This window comes from Nocardia sp. NPDC056564 (assembly GCF_042793755.1).
Lineage (GTDB): Bacteria > Actinomycetota > Actinomycetes > Mycobacteriales > Mycobacteriaceae > Nocardia.
On the sequence record NZ_JBHTUR010000043.1, the window covers coordinates 1 to 18,503 of the forward strand.

Annotated in this window: 26 protein-coding genes; 14 read left to right on the plus strand and 12 right to left on the minus strand. The window is 67.6% G+C overall.

Annotated features, from left to right (window positions below; genetic code table 11):
- Positions 1-40: 40 nt before the first annotated feature.
- The 6 genes from ACFQ9K_RS45200 to ACFQ9K_RS45225 form a co-directional block, all read right to left on the minus strand.
- Positions 41-475, minus strand: coding sequence for a 2-keto-3-deoxygluconate kinase (locus ACFQ9K_RS45200; RefSeq protein WP_378724980.1), 435 nt, complete (start codon positions 473-475; stop codon positions 41-43).
- Positions 476-961: 486 nt separating this feature from the next.
- Positions 962-1,456: a beta-class carbonic anhydrase gene (locus tag ACFQ9K_RS45205; protein WP_378724983.1), complete on the minus strand. Its 495-nt coding sequence runs from the start codon at positions 1,454-1,456 to the stop codon at positions 962-964.
- A 236-nt stretch (positions 1,457-1,692) separates the two neighbouring features.
- Positions 1,693-2,001 carry a hypothetical protein gene (locus tag ACFQ9K_RS45210; protein ID WP_378724985.1) on the minus strand — a complete coding sequence of 103 codons (309 nt, stop codon included), beginning with the start codon at positions 1,999-2,001 and terminating at the stop codon, positions 1,693-1,695.
- A 26-nt stretch (positions 2,002-2,027) separates the two neighbouring features.
- Positions 2,028-2,357, minus strand: a complete 330-nt coding sequence (locus tag ACFQ9K_RS45215; protein WP_378724987.1) for a hypothetical protein — start codon at positions 2,355-2,357, stop codon at positions 2,028-2,030.
- Positions 2,358-2,615: 258 nt separating this feature from the next.
- Entirely contained in the window at positions 2,616-3,332 is a 717-nt protein-coding gene (locus ACFQ9K_RS45220) for a PP2C family protein-serine/threonine phosphatase (protein WP_378724989.1), read from the minus strand.
- A gap of 72 nt (positions 3,333-3,404) precedes the next feature.
- On the minus strand, positions 3,405-3,998 hold the full coding sequence (locus tag ACFQ9K_RS45225; RefSeq protein WP_378725015.1) for a maleylpyruvate isomerase family mycothiol-dependent enzyme: 594 nt from the start codon (positions 3,996-3,998) through the stop codon (positions 3,405-3,407).
- Between the two features lie 139 nt (positions 3,999-4,137).
- Here ACFQ9K_RS45225 and ACFQ9K_RS45230 point away from each other — a divergent pair, with 139 nt between their 5' ends.
- The 3 genes from ACFQ9K_RS45230 to ACFQ9K_RS45240 all read left to right on the plus strand — a co-directional run bounded on the left by ACFQ9K_RS45230 (position 4,138) and on the right by ACFQ9K_RS45240 (position 6,505).
- The gene (locus tag ACFQ9K_RS45230; protein WP_378724991.1) at positions 4,138-4,839 is read left to right on the plus strand and encodes a TetR/AcrR family transcriptional regulator; all 702 of its coding nucleotides are present in this window, start codon (positions 4,138-4,140) and stop codon (positions 4,837-4,839) included.
- 18 nt (positions 4,840-4,857) lie between these two features.
- On the plus strand, positions 4,858-5,703 hold the full coding sequence (locus ACFQ9K_RS45235) for an alkylmercury lyase family protein (RefSeq protein ID WP_378724993.1): 846 nt from the start codon (positions 4,858-4,860) through the stop codon (positions 5,701-5,703).
- Between the two features lie 262 nt (positions 5,704-5,965).
- Positions 5,966-6,505 (plus strand): phosphatase PAP2 family protein, encoded by a 540-nt coding sequence (locus ACFQ9K_RS45240; protein WP_378724995.1) that lies wholly within the window; start codon positions 5,966-5,968, stop codon positions 6,503-6,505.
- A gap of 66 nt (positions 6,506-6,571) precedes the next feature.
- Here the strand turns inward: ACFQ9K_RS45240 and ACFQ9K_RS45245 are convergent, their stop codons facing one another.
- On the minus strand, positions 6,572-7,285 hold the full coding sequence (locus ACFQ9K_RS45245; protein ID WP_378724997.1) for a TetR/AcrR family transcriptional regulator: 714 nt from the start codon (positions 7,283-7,285) through the stop codon (positions 6,572-6,574).
- 78 nt (positions 7,286-7,363) lie between these two features.
- Here ACFQ9K_RS45245 and ACFQ9K_RS45250 point away from each other — a divergent pair, with 78 nt between their 5' ends.
- Genes ACFQ9K_RS45250 through ACFQ9K_RS45260 form a run of 3 tightly spaced genes read left to right on the plus strand, consistent with a single transcriptional unit; the run spans position 7,364 to position 9,177 of the window.
- Complete coding sequence (locus ACFQ9K_RS45250) at positions 7,364-8,512, plus strand: FAD-dependent oxidoreductase (RefSeq protein ID WP_378724999.1); 1,149 nt, start codon at positions 7,364-7,366, stop codon at positions 8,510-8,512.
- Positions 8,505-8,798, plus strand: coding sequence for an FAD-dependent monooxygenase (locus ACFQ9K_RS45255; protein WP_378725001.1), 294 nt, complete (start codon positions 8,505-8,507; stop codon positions 8,796-8,798). The genes ACFQ9K_RS45250 and ACFQ9K_RS45255 overlap by 8 nt, the downstream gene beginning before the upstream one ends.
- Positions 8,749-9,177 (plus strand): hypothetical protein, encoded by a 429-nt coding sequence (locus ACFQ9K_RS45260; protein ID WP_378725003.1) that lies wholly within the window; start codon positions 8,749-8,751, stop codon positions 9,175-9,177. Before ACFQ9K_RS45255 ends, ACFQ9K_RS45260 begins: the two co-directional genes overlap by 50 nt.
- Here the strand turns inward: ACFQ9K_RS45260 and ACFQ9K_RS45265 are convergent.
- The gene (locus tag ACFQ9K_RS45265; protein WP_378725005.1) at positions 9,144-9,932 is read right to left on the minus strand and encodes an AraC family transcriptional regulator; all 789 of its coding nucleotides are present in this window, start codon (positions 9,930-9,932) and stop codon (positions 9,144-9,146) included. The two genes, ACFQ9K_RS45260 and ACFQ9K_RS45265, sit on opposite strands and share 34 nt — an antisense overlap.
- Before the next feature lie 54 nt (positions 9,933-9,986).
- On the opposite strand from ACFQ9K_RS45265, the gene ACFQ9K_RS45270 reads away from it, so the two are divergent.
- From ACFQ9K_RS45270 to ACFQ9K_RS45290, 5 genes are all read left to right on the plus strand, one after another.
- Positions 9,987-10,979 carry a zinc-binding dehydrogenase gene (locus tag ACFQ9K_RS45270; RefSeq protein WP_378725007.1) on the plus strand — a complete coding sequence of 331 codons (993 nt, stop codon included), beginning with the start codon at positions 9,987-9,989 and terminating at the stop codon, positions 10,977-10,979.
- A 112-nt stretch (positions 10,980-11,091) separates the two neighbouring features.
- Entirely contained in the window at positions 11,092-11,583 is a 492-nt protein-coding gene (locus ACFQ9K_RS45275) for a hypothetical protein (RefSeq protein WP_378725009.1), read from the plus strand.
- A gap of 77 nt (positions 11,584-11,660) precedes the next feature.
- Entirely contained in the window at positions 11,661-12,467 is an 807-nt protein-coding gene (locus tag ACFQ9K_RS45280; RefSeq protein WP_378725011.1) for an alpha/beta fold hydrolase, read from the plus strand.
- Between the two features lie 48 nt (positions 12,468-12,515).
- Entirely contained in the window at positions 12,516-13,388 is an 873-nt protein-coding gene (locus ACFQ9K_RS45285; RefSeq protein WP_378725013.1) for a LysR substrate-binding domain-containing protein, read from the plus strand.
- Between the two features lie 104 nt (positions 13,389-13,492).
- Positions 13,493-13,675, plus strand: a complete 183-nt coding sequence (locus tag ACFQ9K_RS45290) for a tautomerase family protein (RefSeq protein ID WP_378984583.1) — start codon at positions 13,493-13,495, stop codon at positions 13,673-13,675.
- Between the two features lie 62 nt (positions 13,676-13,737).
- Here the strand turns inward: ACFQ9K_RS45290 and ACFQ9K_RS45295 are convergent, their stop codons facing one another.
- On the minus strand, positions 13,738-14,502 hold the full coding sequence (locus ACFQ9K_RS45295; protein WP_378984586.1) for an SDR family NAD(P)-dependent oxidoreductase: 765 nt from the start codon (positions 14,500-14,502) through the stop codon (positions 13,738-13,740).
- A complete protein-coding gene (locus tag ACFQ9K_RS45300; RefSeq protein WP_378726854.1) occupies positions 14,499-15,275 on the minus strand; it encodes an SDR family NAD(P)-dependent oxidoreductase in 777 nt (258 codons plus the stop codon). Before ACFQ9K_RS45300 ends, ACFQ9K_RS45295 begins: the two co-directional genes overlap by 4 nt.
- A 101-nt stretch (positions 15,276-15,376) precedes the next feature.
- On the opposite strand from ACFQ9K_RS45300, the gene ACFQ9K_RS45305 reads away from it, so the two are divergent.
- Positions 15,377-16,207 (plus strand): helix-turn-helix transcriptional regulator, encoded by an 831-nt coding sequence (locus ACFQ9K_RS45305; protein WP_378726852.1) that lies wholly within the window; start codon positions 15,377-15,379, stop codon positions 16,205-16,207.
- 22 nt (positions 16,208-16,229) lie between these two features.
- Here the strand turns inward: ACFQ9K_RS45305 and ACFQ9K_RS45310 are convergent, their stop codons facing one another.
- Both ACFQ9K_RS45310 and ACFQ9K_RS45315 read right to left on the minus strand, forming a co-directional pair.
- Entirely contained in the window at positions 16,230-16,478 is a 249-nt protein-coding gene (locus ACFQ9K_RS45310) for a hypothetical protein (protein WP_378726850.1), read from the minus strand.
- Positions 16,479-16,587: 109 nt separating this feature from the next.
- Positions 16,588-16,953, minus strand: a complete 366-nt coding sequence (locus ACFQ9K_RS45315; protein WP_378726849.1) for a winged helix-turn-helix transcriptional regulator — start codon at positions 16,951-16,953, stop codon at positions 16,588-16,590.
- A gap of 153 nt (positions 16,954-17,106) precedes the next feature.
- Here ACFQ9K_RS45315 and ACFQ9K_RS45320 point away from each other — a divergent pair, with 153 nt between their 5' ends.
- Together ACFQ9K_RS45320 and ACFQ9K_RS45325 are read left to right on the plus strand one after the other, a co-directional pair.
- A complete protein-coding gene (locus ACFQ9K_RS45320) occupies positions 17,107-17,868 on the plus strand; it encodes an alpha/beta fold hydrolase (RefSeq protein WP_378726847.1) in 762 nt (253 codons plus the stop codon).
- A 192-nt stretch (positions 17,869-18,060) separates the two neighbouring features.
- Positions 18,061-18,414, plus strand: a complete 354-nt coding sequence (locus ACFQ9K_RS45325) for a hypothetical protein (RefSeq protein WP_378726845.1) — start codon at positions 18,061-18,063, stop codon at positions 18,412-18,414.
- Positions 18,415-18,503 lie beyond the last annotated feature (89 nt).

Below are 18,503 nucleotides of genomic sequence, written 5' to 3' on the forward strand. Positions count from 1 at the left end.
GTTCCGCTCAGCCGAGCGGAACGGCCCTTTTTCGCGTCGGTCAGCTACCGAGCTTGTTGACTCCGGCAATCATCGCGCGAACCGTCGATTCGGCGCTGTCGTCGGCCAGGGCCGCGCCCCAGCCGCGCCTGCCGTTGCATTCGCACTGGACGAAGGTCGCGGTGCCTTCGCCGGTGCGGCGCTGGTGGAACTGCAGGATCTCGACGTGGTAGCCCTCTTCGTAGAGGGCCGAGGTCATCGCCGCCACCAGGCTGCCGGACGCGACGACCGTGCGCAGGTGATCGGCGAATTCCAGCGTCACCGCGAACTCGGCGTTGCGGCTACCCGCCGGCGACCAGTCGCCGAGCCGAATCGGCCCGGTGTGCTCGCAGTAGCGGTCGTGGAATTGCGCCGGGGTGAGTTCGGCGCTTTCGTGCCGCAGGCCCTTGGGCGCGGCGGCATGGAAGGCATGGGTATCGAGCGTGAGGATTGTCATTTGAAAGTAGGTCTTCCCGAGGAATGTCGTGGCTCAGTTGACAGAGGGGACCAGCACTAACAAGTCGTTCAGCCCGCAGCGAGGGGGCCGGTCCGAATCAGACCCCGCTACGGCGGGTTACTACGAGGAGAAGTCGCCGCTGCGCCACCATCGCGGTAAGCGGAATTAGCGCAACGCCGTCGCGGTCTGCGACATTGAGCGCTGCGCTGTGGCGGGCGGCGGGAATCGACACGCGCTTGAGGATAGGGACATCCGAGCGCAATAGCAACCATATTCGGTGCCCGATTTGTCTACCGGCGGGTAGCGTTCGTGCAGCTCAGGACGCCCTGGGTGGCGGTTCGGCCGATCACAGCGGTGCCGTGCGGCACATGTTCGGGCGCGTGTCGTCTAACCGACAGGTCGGCAGTGTGGGTCGGGACGGCGTGTCGGGTGACGAAACGACGAGATCCGGGCCGCGCGGGCCCGGATCTCGTGACGTGCGTGCGGTCAGTCGGCGAGCACCTCGTTCAGCTTGCCGGTGGCCACGTCGAAGATGAAGCCGCGGATAGAGTCCTTGTGCGGCACGAACGGGCTGGCGACGATGCGGGCAATCGATTGCCGCACATCGGTTTCCAGATCGGAGAACGCTTCCGCCGCCCACTCCGGCTTGATCCCGACGTCCTGCTGGATCGAGGACTTGAAGTCGTCGTCGGTGAACGTCAGCATGCCGCAGTCGGTGTGGTGGATCAGGATGATCTCCCGGGTGCCGAGCAGGCGCTGACTGATCGCCAGCGACCGGATCTCGTCGGCGGTGATCACGCCGCCCGCATTGCGGATGACGTGCGACTCGCCCTCCTTGATGCCAAGCGCGCCATAGACATTCAGTCTGGCGTCCATGCACGCGACCACCGCGACCTGCTTGGCCGGCGGCAAGGGCAGCGGGCCGGTGAAGGTGCTCGCGTAGGTTGCGTTGTTCTGCAGGTACTCATCGGTCACAGTCATTGGGTGGTCCCCTGCGCTAGTCATGCGTGGCTGCTTATATGTGGCGTGGCCCACGATAGAAGCGCCCCCGCCATTGCGGACCGTTCCTGCTCACCGTGATTCGTTTACTGGCGTGGTGAGAGCGACACAAGCTCGCCTCACATTTGTCACTGCCGGATCGCGTCCGCCGTGACCGCCAGGTGCCGTGATGCGTCGAGCCGACCGCGGCTCGACGCACACTCAGCGGTTAGTCAACCTCAGCAAGGGATCGCCTGCCAGCTGTTATCGATAAAGTTCGAGAACAAGGCGACCGTTTCACCGGGCACAATCCAGTGGCACGAGGTGTCTCTATCGAGGTTGTACAGGTGGACCTTGACCTGGATATTGGCGGAGCAATCGTTCCGAACGAAGTACGCCCACTGCGTTCCGGAATTGGATGGGCCTTCGACGGAGACCCCACAGCGACCGGGATCCGCCTGGGCGATCGTCGGTGCGGCGATGCCGAAGATTCCCGCGATCGCCGTGACCCCGGCGATCGATGCTGCTACGCGCTTGATGTTGTTCACGTCATTCCTTCTGGGGTGGATCGGTTTCAGCAGCTGAGCGGTTGCCAGGTCTGGTCGCCGACCGGATCCCAGAAGGTCGCCGTGTCATGGGCGTTGACCCACTGGCAGGTCTGACCGTTCCCGGCCTGGGCGTCACGGCCGAGCGTGTACTGGTAGACCCGGAAGTTCGCCCCCGCCGAGCAGTCGTTGCGCATGAGGTAGATGAAACTCGGAACCTGCTTCCCCGTGTCGATCCCACTCGTTACGGAAACTCCGCAGCGTCCCGGATCAGCGGTAGCGGTGGGAAAACTCAAGGTAATCGCCGACGCCGCAATGACAATGGCCGACAGCGCGAGCCGCCGAGCTTTGATATGCATATAAACCCTCCCGATGGACCGCGGAAACATCGAAACTCCAGCGTCTTCCGCGGCAGATCCGCTGTAATACAACGGACTTTATCCCCCGCGTGTTGCGGCAAATAGCAGCGAGGGAACGTTGGCAGTCACTGCCCACTGCTTGGCAGTACGCCAGGCGTTCTCCAGCCAACCTGGGCCGCGCCGGCGAGGACCGATGGCGCGGTGGAACCGCCTGAGCGATCGGATTCTGTTCAGCGGTGGCCGATTTCGGCCGACCGATCAGTCGACCCGGATCACGATGGCGGACGCGTTGTCGTTTCCGCCCGCTCTCTCACAGGCTTTCAGCAGATCGGTGATGACCGCTTGCGGTGCTACGTCGCGACCGAGGAAGAGCCGGAGGTCGTCATAGCCGACCTGCTCGGACACTCCGTCGCTGCACAGTAGATAGCGGTCGCCGGGGCGCAGAGTCACGCTGAGCACATCCGGCTCCGGAGCGCCACCACGTCCGACGTATCGGGTCAGGTGGTAGCGCGCCGACGCGGCCTGCTGCGAATCGAACGGATACCAGCCGTGCACGGCGCCGAGCCAGGCCATCGTGTGGTCCGTCGTCAGCAGTTCGAGCAGTCCGTCGCGCAGCCGGTACACGCGCGAGTCGCCGATCTGCACGATGCTGTAGCCGTGCGGCGTGGCCACCATGGCAGTCAATGTGCAGCCCGCCAAATTCCGCAACTCCTGGCCAATTCGGTTCACCCTGGCATCAGCGGCGGCCACCGCGGCCCGGAAGGTGTCCGGCCCCGGGTCTTTCGCGCGGGCGACGTGATCGATGAACATGTCGACAGCGGTGCGACCCGCGGCCGCGCTACCCGGCCCATCCCCCATCCCATCCGCCACCACCGCCAGCAGCGGCTGCGCGCGCAGATAGGTGACATCGAAGTTCGCCGAATAGCGGTTGCCGATGTCGCTACCCACGGCGACGTCGATCACGGGATCACCCATCCGCGAATTCTGACACACCGAGTCCGCGCGTCGATCGGACAATTCCCGCTGCGCGACAGCGTCATCGGCCCGTCACCCGAGACGCCCACGCAAGATGTCGACGCCCGCGCCGTCGAGGTCGGTCAACGCGGCGGGCCGCCCCGCCACGGCCAAGACGATCGCCTCGCCCGGGCCTTCGACGGCCGGCCCGCTCCCGCGCTCCCAGTCCACATCGGTTGCGGTGAAACGCAATCCGCGCATGCGCGCCCAGGGCCGCAGGAACGGGTCGGGATGGCGCAGCAACGTCAGCAGGTGCGGCGCGGGCACCGTCCTGCGCAGACCAAGCGGCCGCCGGATGTCCTGGTGATGAATCAACGTGTCGGCAAGGGCAATTCGGGGCGCGAATCGAGTCGGGAATCCGCCGCGGCGAGTCTTCCGGAAGGCCGCGAGCAGTTCGTCGATCGGCCGGTCTCGCCAACGCTCGACATAGCGAGCGTTGATCCGGTCGAAGGATCCGCCGGCCCGCAGCGTCTCCAGCGTGTAGGTGAGCGGCGGCGTCACCTCGTAGAGCAGATGCGCGGCGACATCGCGAACCCGCCACCCGGCGCACAGCGATTCGGAATTCCACTGCTCGTCGGTGAGCGTGCCCAGCAGTTCCGCCAGATCCGCCCGCTCCCGCGCCACCATCGCGCGCACGTCTTCGTGCACAGCACCCCTTCCCACCTGCTTGATAGCTCTCGGACTCGGATAAATGCGATCACTGATCACATAGCGTACAGTGATCACTGTACATGTCCGCGATCATGCCTCCCGAGGAAGGACAACCGTGCCGGAGACCACCGCCGATCAGGCGCCGACCAGGCGGGCGCAACGCCGGGCCGCGACGATCGCCGAGATCAAATCTCTTGCGCGGCAACAACTCGCGACCGCCGGAACGGGCGGACTGTCGCTGCGCGGCATCGCCAGGGAGATGCGCATGTCCCCCGCCGCGCTGTTCCGCTATTTCGACTGCCAGTCGGCGCTGATCACCGCGCTGTGCGTCGACTCGTACGACGCGCTCACGGCGGCGATGACCGGCGCACAGGACCCCGGCGCCGAGCCCGCCGAACAGTGGAGCGCCGGATGCGCGGCAGCGCGGCGCTGGGCGCTGGCCAACCCCGCCGAGTTCGCCCTGATCAACGGAACCCCGATCCCCGGATACCAAGCCCGACCCGAGGAGACCGGCCCGGCCGCGGGCCGGCTGATGGCCGCCGTCGCGACGCCGTATTTGGCCGCGGTCGCGCAGGGCACCGCTGACCCGACGGCCACCCTGGTGCCGGCGCTGGCGGCGGGCCGGCTCCTCGGCGGCGACTCGACGGCGCCGAGCCCGGTTCCCGGCATCCTGATCAACGCCTGGGCCGGCATCCTCGGCTTCATCGCCGGCGAAACATTCGGCAGCATCGCCGCGCTGATCGCCGACCCGGACGAACTCTTCCGCGGCCACGTGCGAACCGTCATGCACGGCATGGGTTTTCGCGATCCATCCTGACCATCCGGGGAGACCACCATGGCAGAGCTCAGTACCCGCGCCCGCGCGATCCGGCATCGGATCATGGACCAGGTCCGGCGCACCGGAACCGCGCCGACGATCGCCGAACTGCGTGCGGAGTTCGCGGTGTCCGGCCCGGAGCTCGACGCGGACCTGCGTGATCTGGAAGGCGCGATATGCGTGGCGCGCCAAGATGAAGAGCATGCAGGCAGTCCCGTTTTCCAGGACGAACCGCTGCCCACCCCGCAGCCGCCCGCGGGCGAACTCGTCTACGCGCGCCCCTTCGCCACCTTCGAGAACCACTACCGGATAACCGTCGACGGCGCCCAACACTGGTTCGCCGAATGCGCGGTCGAGGCCTGCGCGATATCCGGCCAATTCCCCGGAGCGGAGGTGATCGTCGACTCGGTGTGCCGGCAGACCGGACAACCCGTTCGCCTGCTCGGGCGCGACGGGATCCTGCTGGACTACGAACCGAAAACCCTTCGCGTGCACCTCGGTTACCCGCTGCGCGAGATGCCCCACCGGGTCGTCGGCTGGTGCGACTTCAACAGCTTCTTCGCCGCCGAGGAGGCCGCCGACCGGTGGCGCGGCGAGCATCCAGAGATCAAGGGCACGACCCGTTCGCCCGAACAGATGTCGCACCTGATCACCGAACTCCTCGGCCGGAAGCGCCTGGAGTACGACTACCAACCCGAGTTCCCGCTGCTGCGGATAGCCCGCAACCTTCGTCGCTTCGGCCTCATCGACACGACGCGATCCGGGCTTCCCCGAGTGGAGCCGTTCTGGCTTCCGACACCGACGATGATTCGCGACTGGCGGCGCAACGGCCTCGGCAACTTCTTCCGCTTCCGCTGGCACTGACCACGCTGCGCGCGAGAACCTATATCCGCCCGAGTGTCTCAGCGCCGAGCGAGTTCAACCGCTGACGCGTCGGTGGCGTCGCCCGCCGCAAATTCGGAGTCGGCGCCGACCGGCATCGCACCGCCCGCGAAGGGCATCCGGCGACGCACGGAAATCGTCGCGCCGGAACAGCTTTGGCACGCCTCCTCGGAGTCGAGTTCACCTCGCGAGCGCGCGGAGGGCTCGGGCGCATGGCACGCGAAGTCCCGGCAGAATGGGCTCGGTGAGTCTAGATCTGGATCTCCTGCAATGGCTTTCCCAGCAGCGGACATCGGCGTTGACCACGCTTGCGAGATGGGCGATGGATATGGGGGCGAACGTCGCGGTCGTCGCGGCCGTCGGCGTGATCGGGCTGGTCCTCATCGTCACGAAACGCTGGTGGTGGCAGGGATTCACCATCGGAGCCGCGGTCGTGGCGGCGACGGCGCTGGCGGCCGCGGCCAAGCAGATCATTCGGCGAGCACGACCGTCGACGGACCTCGCGGTGGTCGAGATCGGCGGGTGGTCGATGCCGTCCACCGTCGCGGCCATGACGGCGGCCGCAGCGGTCGCCACCTATCTGGTCCTGCCTCGGCCGCCGCGATACCGGCGCTGGATCGCCGCCGTGCTCACCCTGATCGTCGCGCTGATCGGCAGCGCGATGGTCTATCTCGGCGCACACTGGCCGACCGACGTCCTCGTCGGATGGATACTGGGCGCCGGCGTCGGTGCCGCAGTCGTGCACCTGGCCCGAATTGCCCTCCGCCAGTATCGGTCCCGCTGATCCTGGACCACCTGGTTCACCCCGATGCCCGCCGCCGCAACGAACCGCCGCGGCGAGACCGTTGGCTCAGGAGGTGCGTGGCAGGTGGAGTGCGGTGATCCCGGCCAGAATGAGGTCGATGCCGGCGAGGAACTGGGCGCGGTCGTCGTGTTCGCGGGCTTGTTCGGCAATCGCTCGGGTGAACGGGTAGGCGTCGGGATCTAGTTCGGCCCAGGCGTTCGCGACGGTGGTGAGGAATTCGGCGCGGTCTACGTCGGCGTCGAGGACGCGGGCGTTCGCGGTGTATTGGCCTGCGGCGCCGAAGATGTAGTGCACCAACGCGGTTGCGGTGCTGAACCAGCTGTCCTCGGGGACGCCGAGAGCGCGCACCTGGCGACCGATGCTTTCGAGAATCTGCGGGGTCACCGGGCCGGCCGGACTACGGGACAGCTGCAGGCCGAGTTGCGTTGCCAGCCAAGGGTGTTCGTCGATCGCGTCGAACAGGCCGAGGGCAACGGCGCGGATCGCGGCCGGCGGCGAGTCGGGTGACTCGGCGGGTTCGGCGGCCAGCGCGGTGGCGACGACGGCCTCGGTGGCGGCGGCGAGCAACTCGCCCTTGTTCGCGACGTGCCAGTAGATCGCCCCCGGTCCGGTGGCGAGGCGCTCGGTCAGGGCGCGGAAGGTCAGCCCGCCCTCACCGGTCGCGTCGAGCAGCTCGATGCCCGCCTCCACGATCCGCTCTTTCGAGAGCGCGTCGGTCCGTCGTTCGGTGCGCTGTTTGCCGGTCGCCACGAGGTCCATCTTGACACGTCTGGAATGTTGTTCCAACATGGACGCCATGGAACGTCGTTCCATAGCTATTCCGGGAAAGGATCCACCATGACGACACCGGTCACGATCATCGGGGCGGGGCTCGGCGGACTCACGCTGGCCCGCGTCCTGCACGTCCACGGCATTCCGGCGACGGTCTACGAGGCCGAGCCCTCCCCGACCACCCGCAGGCAGGGCGGCATGCTCGACATCCACGACTACAACGGCCAGCTCGCGGTCGAGGCGGCCGACCTGATGGACGAGTTCCGCGGGATCATCCTGGCGGGCCGCCAGGCGATCCGGGTCCTCGATCAGCACGGGGCGGTCCTGCTCGACAAGCCCGACGACGGCTCGGGCGGACGCCCCGAGGTGCAGCGCGGCGAGCTACGCCAGCTGCTGCTCGACTCGCTCCCCGCGGGCACCGTCCAATGGGACCGCAAGGTCAGCGGTACCCGCGCGCTTGGCGACGGCCGCCATGCGGTGACCTTCGCCGACGGCAGCTCCGTCGTCACCGATCTGCTGGTCGGCGCGGACGGCGCATGGTCCCGGGTCCGGCCACTGGTCTCCGCTGCCACGCCGGAATACACCGGCACGTCCTTCGTCGAGACCTACCTGTTCGAAGCCGACACCCGCCACCCGGCCGCCGCGAAAGCCGTTGGCGGCGGCGGGATGTTCGCGCCCACCCAGGGCACGGAGATCCACGCGCACCGCGAAAAGGGCGACACCGTCCACACTTACGCGGTGCTGGCCCGGCCGTTGGAATGGTTCACCGCCATCGACTTCACCGACGCGGCCGCGGCCACCGCCCGGATCGCACGCGAATACGACGGCTGGGCACCGGAACTCACCGCCCTGATCACCGATACCGACACCGCGCCGGTGCACCGCCCGCACTACGCGCTGCCGCTCGACCATCGATGGGATCGGGTGCCGGGCGTGACCCTGATCGGTGACGCCGCCCACGTCGCCGCCCCCAACGGCGAGGGCGCCAACCTGGCCATGCTCGACGGCGCCGACCTCGGCAAAGCGCTTGCCGCGCATCCCGATAACGTCGAGGCCGCGCTCGCCCAGTACGAGCAGGCCATGTTCGCCCGCAGCACCGAGGTCGCCACCGAGGCCGTCGAGTTCTTCGCGGGCCTGTTCGACGGCGACGACCCGGCCCAGCGCATGACCGACGTGTTCAGCGGTGCCGCCGGAACGGCGAACCCGCATGCATGACGTGGTGATCGTGGGCGCCGGGCCGGTCGGTCTGCTGCCGGCCGGCGCGGGCTGTTCGGTGCTGATGCTGGAGCGGGAGGCGGAGCCGCGCGACCCGTTCAAAGCGAATCCCCTAGGGACGCGCGGATTGTCCGCCGCCTCGGTCGAGATGTTCCATCGCCGCGGGATGTTGTCTCCGTTGCCGGCGGCGTCGGGCGCCGAACCCTTCGATCGACCGGGTTCTGCGCGATTCAGCCATGCGCTGGGAGAAGCAGATTCGATCTGTGGCCGGAACGGCGCAGGATGATCTCGGGGCGGGCGCCGTGCTCGTCCGACCCGACGGCATCGTTGCCTGGGTGGGCGATCACGACCCTGATCGTGCCGAGTTCGGGCAGACCGCCGGCCGGTGGTTCGGCAGTCCGGCAAGCCGAAAGCGGCTGAGCGTCTCCGGTTACGTTGCCGCCGGACACTTCCGGTCCTCCGCCAGGCCCCAGGAGGGCACGTGGCGACTCACTCCCGATCGGCGGATCCGTGCGGCCCATTGGAGACTCGACCACCGACGGCACGCGGCGAAGTCCAGCACGGATTCGGCCGTTCACTGCCGGGCGTTGGCGAATTCGATCTACCGAGGGTGGATGGGTTCCATTAGGGTTCAACGCTTTCCGCTGAGTCCCGCAGCCCGGTAGCGACCCGGCGTGGTGCCGATGACGTCGGTGAAGGCCGCGATGAATCCGCTCGGGTTCGCCCAGCCGCACGCGTGGGCGACCCGGGTCGTGTCGTGGCCGTCGGCGAGCAGGATGAGTGCGTGATAGACGCGCAGCTGGGTGCGCCATTCGTAGAAGGTCATGCCGAGTTCGTCGCGCAGGAGCCGGCTGAGCGTGCGCCCGCTGGCCCCGATCGTGTGTCCGAGTTCTGCCAATGGCGTGTTGTCCGAGGGGTTTTCGTACAGCAGCCGGGCGACGGCGCGCAAGCGGTCGTCGTGCGGTTCGGGTAGCTGTAGCGGCTGCTCGTCGGCCTCGCGCAGTTCGTCGACGAGCACGCGGCGCAATCGGGCGCGGGCGGCACGGTCGTCGTCGCGGTCGTCATTGCGCGGGCCGGTGAGGTTCAGCAGCAGCGCGCGGGCCAGGTCGGAGGCCAGGAACACGGCAGGACGGTCCGGCACGAACCGCGCCAGCGAGCCGGGCAGGAACTCGATCCGCATATCGGTGTCGCCGTGCGCGCGGTGGTAGTGCGTAACTCCGGCGGGCGTCCATGCGACTCGATTGGCCGGCACGATCGACGTGCCGCGTTCGGTGTGCACGGAGAGGACGCCGCGAGCGGCATACACCAGATGCCCACGGGGATGCGAATGCGCGGAACTGGTTCCGCCCGACGGCCACAGGTGCGCCCCACCGGACGGCCACAGCCGGGACGTCCGCGGAGCTTGGCGGCCAACGGGCATAACTTGGCATCCTATCGGTGGCCCGCCGCACCGCCCGCCCAGGACAGTGAAGGCATGCGCGATAGAACGATGAAAGCCGCGGTCTGTGTCGGAGCGGGCGGCCCGGAGGTATTGGAACTCCGCGAATTGCCAGTGCCTGCGGTTCGGCCGGGGTGGAGTCTGGTGCAGGTGAAAGGCGCGGGCTTGAACCGCTCGGAATTGCGGACCAGGCAGGGACATTCCCCGTCCGTGCGGTTTCCGCGCGTGCTCGGCATCGAATGCGTGGGCGTCCTCGCCGCCTCGACCGACCATCGGCTGTCGGAAGGGACGACAGTCGCGGCGGTGATGGGCGAGATGGGCCGAGCGTTCGACGGCGGTTACGCCGAGTACGCGTTGCTGCCGAATTCCTTACTGATGCCGGTCGATTCGACCTTGCCCTGGGACGTGCTGGCCGCGCTGCCCGAAACCTACCTGACCGCCCACGGGGCGCTGGACACCTTGGGCATAGGGAGAAACGACCGGCTCCTGATTCGCGGCGGGACCTCGTCGGTGGGACTGGCGGCCGCGTCGATCGCGTCCGCGCGCGGCATCGAGACCGCCGCGACGACCCGTCGGCCGGACCGGGTGGACGCGCTGACCGGCGTCGACCACCCGCTCGTCGACGACGGCGAATCGCTGGCCGCCGACCTGCGCGCGATCTGGCCGGAGGGCCCCGACTACGTGCTCGACCTGGTCGGCGCAAGCACGGCGGTGGACTCGCTGCGCCTGGTCCGGCCCGGCGGAACGGTCTGCGTGGCGGGCTCGCTCAGCGGATGGTCCATCCGGGATTTCGAACCGATAGCGATGATCCCGTCCGGCACCAGGTTCACCGCATTCCACAGCGACAGCGTGAAAGGCAACGCGGCGGTGTTGCAGCGAATTGTCGACGAGGTCGAGGCGGGCCGCTATCGACCCCATATCGACCAGGTATTCGGATTGGCCGATATCGTCGCGGCCCATCGATATATGGAGAACGATCAGGCCACCGGCAAGCTCGTCGTGCTGCCCTCGGGAATTCGATCCAGTTGATGACCTCGGATTCGCTCTGCTAGCGTGACCTTTTGCCGAAAGATAGCTGTATTCGCACCGTATGCGTGGTCCGATCGATCCACTGCTGATCCACCCGAAGACGGGAGTCATCATGCGAGGCGTTCTGAAGGTTGCGGCGATATCGTTCCTGCCGATGGTCACGATCGCGATGTCCGCAGGCCCCGCGTCCGCGGACCCGATGCATTTCGACGCGGCCCACACCGACGTGGGACCCGGCTGCGCGGGCACGGTCAATGCCGAGGTATCCGCCAATCAGGGGCAGCAAGCGCGTGAGTTCGCGAATTTCATCGACAGCTCGGCCACGGTCAGCGTGAATTTCACCCCCGATGCCGCCAACAATCCGCTCGGGTCGATGTCGGCCGCGCCGGGCGGCGGAAACGACTGCCAGGTTTCCACCACGGTCACCATGCGCAATCTGGATTCCGGTGCCGGCATCACCGAGACCAAGACAACCGTGCACGACGGACATTACGGCTGGAACGCCGCCGTCTTCACCCTCCCCGGTTCGGGTCGGGTCGCGGTCCAGGTGAGCACGAACCCCAGCCCGTCCGAACTCGTCATCGACGTGCCCGCACCGTACTGACCCACCCCCGACCGGTGTCAGTCGCCGTGTCAGGTCAGCGTCAGGCCGGTATCAGCCGGGCTCGCGACAGTACACCCATGACCAACACAGCGAACACCTCGAGCACCTCGACCTGGTCCGGCATGGTCGCGGTCGACGACACCGCACTGGCGGTGACCGATACCCGCGGCCCCGGCCAGGCCGTCATCTACCTCAACGGCTCCTACGCCGACCAGCGCCCGTGGCGGCCGGTGATCGCCGAGCTCGGCGGCGACTACCGCCACATCACCTTCGACGAGCGGGCACGCGGTAAGTCGAAGCGGTCCGCGGACTACTCCTTCGAAGCCTGTCTGCGCGATATCGATGCCGTGCTCGCGGCGACCGGCGTGGACCGGCCGATCATCGTGGGCTGGTCCTACGGCGCGCTGCTCGCGGCGCACTGGGCCGAACGCAATCCGGATCGCGTGCTGGGCGTCGTGTCGGTGGACGGCGCGCTGCCCTACGGCCTGACCGGCGCGGAAGGCCGCGAGCGGATCCGGAAGCTGTTCCACAAGATGCGTTTCCTGCTGCCGCTGGCCCGCCCGTTCGGCCTGGCCGCGCGCATGTCCGCCGAGCAGCACGCCGACATCAACATCGAGGCCAACGAGCTGCACGCCGCGCTCGCCCCGGTGCTCGACCACGTGACCTGCCCGATGCGCTATGTCCTGGCCACCGGCGCCAACCTCGGCGGCGGCGAAGAAGAGATGGAGGCGGCCCGGGCCGCGCTCGACCCTGTGCTGGAGCGCAACCCGAACATCCAGGTCAGCGCGAAGGTGCCGAGCAACCACTCGCACATTCTGCGCAAGGATTTCCGGGCCGTCGCCGACGCCGTCCGGGCGACCGCGCTGGATCCGTCGAACCGATGACCCAGGCGCGGCGACGGCGCGACCGTCCCCGCCCGTAGGGTCGGCCCGGTGGAATTGCGTCAACTCCGGTACTTCGTCACCGTCGCCGAGGAACTGCACTTCGGGCGGGCGGCCGAGCGGCTGCACATCGTGCAATCGGCGGTCAGCCAGCAGGTTCGTCAGCTGGAACGCGAGCTGGGGGTCGAGTTGTTCGATCGGTCGCCGCGCCGGGTCGTGCTGACCGATGCCGGCGCGCAATTCCTGCCCGGCGCGCGGGACGCGCTGGCCGCGGCCGCCCGCGCGAAGGCCTCGATCACCGGGTTCGTCGCGGGCGCGACGCTGCGCCTCGGCACCAGCACCGGCCTGGGCGATCATCTCGATCGCATCATGGAACGCCTGGTACCGCAGGTGCGGGTCGAGACGGTGTCCGCGTCCACCCGGGCACGCGTCGAACAGGTGCTGGACGGGCGGCTCGACGCCGCGTTCATCCGCGGCCGGATCGAGCACCCGGGGCTGCGGCGCATCCCGGTGTGGGACGACCCGCTGCTGGTCGCGATCTCCGCGCGACATCCGCTGGCCGGCGCCGGGGAACTCGCGCTGGCCGATCTGGCGCCATACCCGTTGCGGCTCACCGAACGTCGCACCAACGCGCCGCTGGTCGACCTCGTCGTGGACGCCTGTCACGCGGCCGGATTCGAGCCGGTGCCGGGACCGGTCAGCTCCGCGCTGTCGGACACCCTGGCGATGATCGGCTCGGACACCAGCTGGACCGTCGTCTACGCCGCCCACGCGCGGCAACTCCGCAGCACCAGGGTGGTGTTCAATTCGCTTGCCGCGCCCGGCCTTTCGCTGGAAACCGCACTCATCGTGCGGGCCGCGGCCGCACCGCCCGCGCTGGAGATCCTGCTCGCCGCCTGCGAATTCGACGATCACGATCGGTGATCGCTGCGTGCGCGAACTCGGTCTTGGACCGGGCGGCGCTCTGCAGCAGATTTGTCGGTAGGCCCGCTCGACACGGTGAGCGGGCACCGAGAAAGGGACCCGCAATGCCGAACGTCATTGTCCAGCAACTGCCCAAGACCGATGCGGCCAAGCGCGAGCTGGTTCGCCGGATCACCGACGCCTTCGTCGACGCCTACAAGTCGCCTGCCGAATCGGTGCACGTCTGGATCGAGGAGTACCCCGCCGACGGGTACGCGGTCGGCGGAAAGCTCATTGCCGACAAGTAGTTTCGCGTTCGCCGGGGTGACCCGGCCCCGCCGGGTACTCGGCGGGGCCGGTCACCGGACCGTCAATGGGCGGTCAGGCCGCCGTCCACGACGAGTTCCGCGCCTGTCACATAAGCGGATTCGGGACCGGCGAGGAACAGCATGACGGACGCGACCTCACTGGCGAGGCCGGCGCGGCGCATGGGTGTGCGCACGATATCGGGTTGCTCGTCTCCTTGTTCGTCGAGGATCTGTTGAATCATGGGGGTGGCAATGACGCCGGGGTGCACGGAATTGACCCGGACGCCGCGGGTCGCGTATTCGACGGCGGCGGTCTTGGTCAGCAGCCGGACCGCGCCCTTCGACGCGTGATATGCGGCGGCTCCGCCACTACCGATCAGCCCCAACACCGAGGACGTGTTGACGATCGAGGCGGCGCCGGACGCGCGCAGCAGCGGCATGGCTGTCTTCATGCCGAGCCAGGTCCCGGTCTGGTTGACCGCGATCACGCGATCCCAGGACTCCTGCTCGGCGTCCTCGACCCCGGCCCAGTCCACGACGCCGGCGACATTGATCAGGATGTCGAGGCCGCCGAAGCGCAGGCGGGTCGACTCGATCACCCGCTTCCATTGCTCGGGTGAGGAAACATCCAGCTCAGCGCCCATCACGTCGGCATCGTCGGCCCGAAGCCGCGTGGCGAGCGCCTCGACGGCGTCCCCATCGCGGTCGGTGACGACCAGCTGCGCGTCCTCGCGGGCGAACAGTTCGGCGGTGGCGCGACCGATGCCGCCGGTCGCGCCGGTGATCAGCGCGACCCGGCCGGCCAGCCGTCCGGCCTGCGCGTTCACTGAGCTGTCCAGCCGCCGTCGACGGCGAGCAGCGCACCGGTGATGAAGCTCGCCGCGTCGGAGCAGAGGAACGCCACGGTCTCGGCGATCTCCTCGGGCTTGCCGATCCGGCCGATCGGGTGCGCCGATCCGAACGAGGCGAGCATCTCGCGGCCGTTGTCGACCACGCCCTCCATGATGTCGGTATCGATCACGCCCGGCAGCACGGCGTTGGAACGAATTCCTTTGGGGCCGCCCTCGATTGCGAGCACCCGGGTGATCTGCGCCAGTGCGCCCTTCGACGCGGCGTAGGCGGTCTGGGTCGCGAAGGCGACGACCGAGGAGACCGACGCGATCGACACGATCGCCCCGCCGCTCCCCTGCTCCATCACCCGGAAGGCCTCACGGGCCTGCACGAAATTGCCGCGTGCGTTGATCCGGAGGATGGTGTCGAACTCCTCGACGCTGGTTTCGGTGACCGGCTTGTTCAAGGTGCGGCCCGCGTTGTTGACCAGGATGTCTAGTCGTCCGAACCGTTCGACCGCCAATCGCATTGTGGCGCGGGCCAATTCCTCGTCGGAGACATCGCCGACCAGGGCGGCCACGTGCTCCGGGTCGTGCTGGGCGAGTTGCTCGACCGCGTCGAGGCGGTCGGTGACGACCAGCTGGGCGCCCCGGGCACGCAACAGTGCGGCCGTGGCGTGGCCGATGCCGCGGGCCGCGCCGGTGACGACGGCGACGCGGCCGGTCAGGTCCCAGCTGGATGGGATGGTTTCGTTTCGCTGTTTCTCCACGTCGACCATCGTGTGCGGATCGTGGTCGCGGTGGCAGGCAGCCGCTCTCGTGGGAGTAACGCACCCAGGGACGGCACCGCGATCCGGCCTACGATGCGGACATGGCATCAACCGAGCTAGGCGACTACCTGCGCGCCCGCCGCGCACAGGTACGACCCGACGAGGTGAACCTCGCGACCACCGGACTGCGGCGGGTACCCGGCCTACGCCGCGAAGAGGTCGCGCTGCTGGCCGGGCTGAGCGTCGACTATTACGTGCGGCTCGAGCAAGGACGCGAACGCGGTCCGTCGGCACAGGTCGTCGACGCCTTGGCCGCGGCGCTGCGCCTGGACGAGGACGGCCGCGGGCACCTGTTCCGGCTGGCCGGGCTCAGTCCCCGTGCCCTCGCGGCCGCCGTGCCCGTCCGCGTCGACCCGAGCCTGCTCCAACTCATGGATGCCTGGCCGGACAACCCCGCCATCGTCTACAACCGCGCCTACGACGTCCTGGCCTCCAACGAGATCGCCGACGCGCTCTTCCACGACTGGACCCATTCCCGCAACCTGATGCACGTCGTCTTCACCGACCCGGCCGCGAAATCCTTCTACGTCGATTGGCACACCGTCGCCCGCAATTCCGTCGCCGGGTTCCGTCTCGGCTACGGCGAGGCGCCCAACGATCCGCGGATCCAGCAGGTGCTCACCGAATTGCTCGACCGGAGTCCTGAATTCGCCGAACTGTGGACCACGCACGACGCTCGAGGAAAGGCCTTGGAAAGCAAACGCTTCACCCACCATGCCGTCGGCCCGATCACCCTCACAATGCAGACCTTCGACGTTCGCTCCAGCCCCGGGCAAGCATTGGTCGTTTACCACGCCGACCCTGGCTCGCCCAGTCTCGAAGCCTTGGCCCTGCTCGGGTCGCTGGCCGCCACGACGCGTGACGGTTCCTGACCTGTTCGTATAACGCCAAACCTCAAGGGAGACAGCAGACCTGCGTCTCCCCCTTCGCCGAAACGAAATACCCCGCCGAGTAGCCGCGGCCGACGCACACTTCTTTATCCGTCTTACCGCTCTGCTGGAAATACACGTCGCCACCGTCCTGCCCGCAATACTCGGCGGCAGGAAGCTTCGCCGGCTCGGCCGACGCGGGAGCCACCAGCAGCCCGCTCGCAATCGCCACTCCGATGACAGCCGCGACACGTCGCTTCATGACGCTCGGCATACCCGTTCTCCATCCGTCCAGGTGGATCAATCAGCGGTTCACCGTTCAGCTGATTATTCGAAGCAGCGCTCGGCACGGATGGGATCGCGTTATTCCGAGGGTGCCGGTTCTAGGTGGGTGGGGTCGCGGGGCGGCTGTCGTATTCGGCTCGGGCGGCATCGATGCGTTCGAGGTGGGCGATGCTCCACTCGAGCAGGGGTGCGGTGGCTTCGCGGAGGGTCCGGCCCATTGGGGTGAGTTCGTAGCTGACGTGCGGGGGCATGACGTTGTGGACGGTGCGGGTCAGGATTCCGTCGCGTTCGAGGCTGCGCAGGGTGACCGTGAGCATGCGCTGGCTGATTCCGTCGATCTCGCGTTTGAGTTCGGTGAAGCGGCGCGGGCCGTTTCGGAGGTTGCGCACGACCAGCAGCGACCATTTGTCGCCGACGATGCCGAGCACTACCCGTGCCCGGCATGCGTTGTCCGGCTCGGTCATCGGTTACCTCCAAGGAACCCGAGCACAAAAATGTGCCTTATTGCCCGGGACGGGTCGAGCGATCACCATTGGTCATGGTTCTCAAAGAGTACTGAGTTATGAATAGTGACCGCCAGTCCGCTGGTGTGCCCGGCGAAGGAGAACGTTTCGACCATGTCAACATTTCTGCTGGTACACGGCGCTTGGCACAGCGGACGCTGCTGGGAACGGGTGGTTCCGCTGCTCGAGTCGGCGGGGCATCGAGTGCTCGCGCCGTCGCTGACCGGCTACGGCGACAAGGCGCATCTGCTCGGCCCGGAGGTCGGGCTGGACACCCACGTCGACGACATCGTCGCGCTGATCGGCGAGCACGACCTCAGCGAGGTGATCCTGGTGGGTCACAGCTATGCGGGCCTGGTCATTTCGGCTGTGGCGAACCAGGTTCCGGACCGTATCGGGCATCTGGTCTACCTCGACGCGATGGTCCCGGAGGACGGAGAAACCGCCGTCGACGTCCAACCCATCAGTCAAACCCTGATCGACCTCGCCGCCAGCTCCGGCAGCGGCTGGCGCATCCCCCCACTCCCCGAGCACCCTTCGGCCCTCGGCCTGTTCGGAGTCACCGACCCCGCGGACATCGCCTGGCTGCGCACGATGCTCTCCGACCAACCCGTCCGCTGCCTCCAACAACCAGTCCGACTGAACAACCCTGCCGCACAATCGATCCCACGCACCCACATCCATTGCGTCGGCGCTCGACCGTCCGGCATCACCCGCCGCCCCGTCCCAGCCGTCCAACCCAACGGCGCGCCGGCCCGGATCCGAGAACTACCCACCGGCCACGACTGCATGATCACCATGCCCGTCGAACTCAGCAACCTGCTCCTCGACCTCAGCCCGTCGAGTCCTCGAAGCAGTTGGACCACAGCCTCGTGACGACGCGGGCGAGGAGAATGAGCCGATGATTGATCCATGTCTGGGGATCACGAAATAGTCAGCCGTCGAGTCGAAAGCGACGAGGTCAAGGTGCTCGCCCTCGGTCCTGGCCGGCGATTGGCTTGCCTGTCCGCTCCAACTCGCACTACCGGCCGGTCGGTTTATAGACGTTTCATCCGCTATTATTCGAACATGGGTTCGAGTGATGGGCCGCAGCGTACCGAGGGCACCGAGCCGGAGTTGGCGTATCCGAACGCGATGGGTCATTACTACCGGACGGCGGTCGAGCAGCCTAAGCCGGTATGGGTTCGGTTGGACGCCATTGTTATTCGGGATCCGGGCACGCCTAAGCATGTCAATGGATCAGGGGTGATCATGCGGGGTGAGCGCCCGGGTTTGCTCACGCATTGGGTGCCGACCGTGGATGGCGACTGGCTGGGCAAGGTGACGTTCACCGTGCAGTACGCCGATGGGCGGCCGGATCTCCGGGTGCCGGATCAGCTGGTGCCGGCCTACGCTCTTCGCCCGCGGAGAACAGACCCCTAAACGCAAGAAGACCCCCAACAGTGTTGGGGGTCTTCTGCAATGATGTTCCGGCGGTGTCCTACTCTCCCACACCCTGTCGAGTGCAGTAC

What these genes read in the sequence shown, in the direction of transcription:
- ACFQ9K_RS45200 (WP_378724980.1), bottom strand. Translation starts at nt 475, where the DNA reads ATGACAATCCTCACGCTCGATACCCATGCCTTCCATGCCGCCGCGCCC.
- ACFQ9K_RS45205 (WP_378724983.1), bottom strand. Translation starts at nt 1,456, where the DNA reads ATGACTGTGACCGATGAGTACCTGCAGAACAACGCAACCTACGCGAGC.
- ACFQ9K_RS45215 (WP_378724987.1), bottom strand. Translation starts at nt 2,357, where the DNA reads ATGCATATCAAAGCTCGGCGGCTCGCGCTGTCGGCCATTGTCATTGCG.
- ACFQ9K_RS45220 (WP_378724989.1), bottom strand. Translation starts at nt 3,332, where the DNA reads ATGGGTGATCCCGTGATCGACGTCGCCGTGGGTAGCGACATCGGCAAC.
- ACFQ9K_RS45225 (WP_378725015.1), bottom strand. Translation starts at nt 3,998, where the DNA reads ATGGTGGCGCGGGAGCGGGCGGATCTGGCGGAACTGCTGGGCACGCTC.
- ACFQ9K_RS45235 (WP_378724993.1), top strand. Translation starts at nt 4,858, where the DNA reads ATGGCAGAGCTCAGTACCCGCGCCCGCGCGATCCGGCATCGGATCATG.
- ACFQ9K_RS45245 (WP_378724997.1), bottom strand. Translation starts at nt 7,285, where the DNA reads ATGGACCTCGTGGCGACCGGCAAACAGCGCACCGAACGACGGACCGAC.
- ACFQ9K_RS45250 (WP_378724999.1), top strand. Translation starts at nt 7,364, where the DNA reads ATGACGACACCGGTCACGATCATCGGGGCGGGGCTCGGCGGACTCACG.
- ACFQ9K_RS45255 (WP_378725001.1), top strand. Translation starts at nt 8,505, where the DNA reads ATGCATGACGTGGTGATCGTGGGCGCCGGGCCGGTCGGTCTGCTGCCG.
- ACFQ9K_RS45260 (WP_378725003.1), top strand. Translation starts at nt 8,749, where the DNA reads ATGCGCTGGGAGAAGCAGATTCGATCTGTGGCCGGAACGGCGCAGGAT.
- ACFQ9K_RS45265 (WP_378725005.1), bottom strand. Translation starts at nt 9,932, where the DNA reads ATGCCCGTTGGCCGCCAAGCTCCGCGGACGTCCCGGCTGTGGCCGTCC.
- ACFQ9K_RS45270 (WP_378725007.1), top strand. Translation starts at nt 9,987, where the DNA reads ATGCGCGATAGAACGATGAAAGCCGCGGTCTGTGTCGGAGCGGGCGGC.
- ACFQ9K_RS45275 (WP_378725009.1), top strand. Translation starts at nt 11,092, where the DNA reads ATGCGAGGCGTTCTGAAGGTTGCGGCGATATCGTTCCTGCCGATGGTC.
- ACFQ9K_RS45280 (WP_378725011.1), top strand. Translation starts at nt 11,661, where the DNA reads ATGACCAACACAGCGAACACCTCGAGCACCTCGACCTGGTCCGGCATG.
- ACFQ9K_RS45290 (WP_378984583.1), top strand. Translation starts at nt 13,493, where the DNA reads ATGCCGAACGTCATTGTCCAGCAACTGCCCAAGACCGATGCGGCCAAG.
- ACFQ9K_RS45305 (WP_378726852.1), top strand. Translation starts at nt 15,377, where the DNA reads ATGGCATCAACCGAGCTAGGCGACTACCTGCGCGCCCGCCGCGCACAG.
- ACFQ9K_RS45310 (WP_378726850.1), bottom strand. Translation starts at nt 16,478, where the DNA reads ATGCCGAGCGTCATGAAGCGACGTGTCGCGGCTGTCATCGGAGTGGCG.
- ACFQ9K_RS45315 (WP_378726849.1), bottom strand. Translation starts at nt 16,953, where the DNA reads ATGACCGAGCCGGACAACGCATGCCGGGCACGGGTAGTGCTCGGCATC.
- ACFQ9K_RS45320 (WP_378726847.1), top strand. Translation starts at nt 17,107, where the DNA reads ATGTCAACATTTCTGCTGGTACACGGCGCTTGGCACAGCGGACGCTGC.
- ACFQ9K_RS45325 (WP_378726845.1), top strand. Translation starts at nt 18,061, where the DNA reads ATGGGTTCGAGTGATGGGCCGCAGCGTACCGAGGGCACCGAGCCGGAG.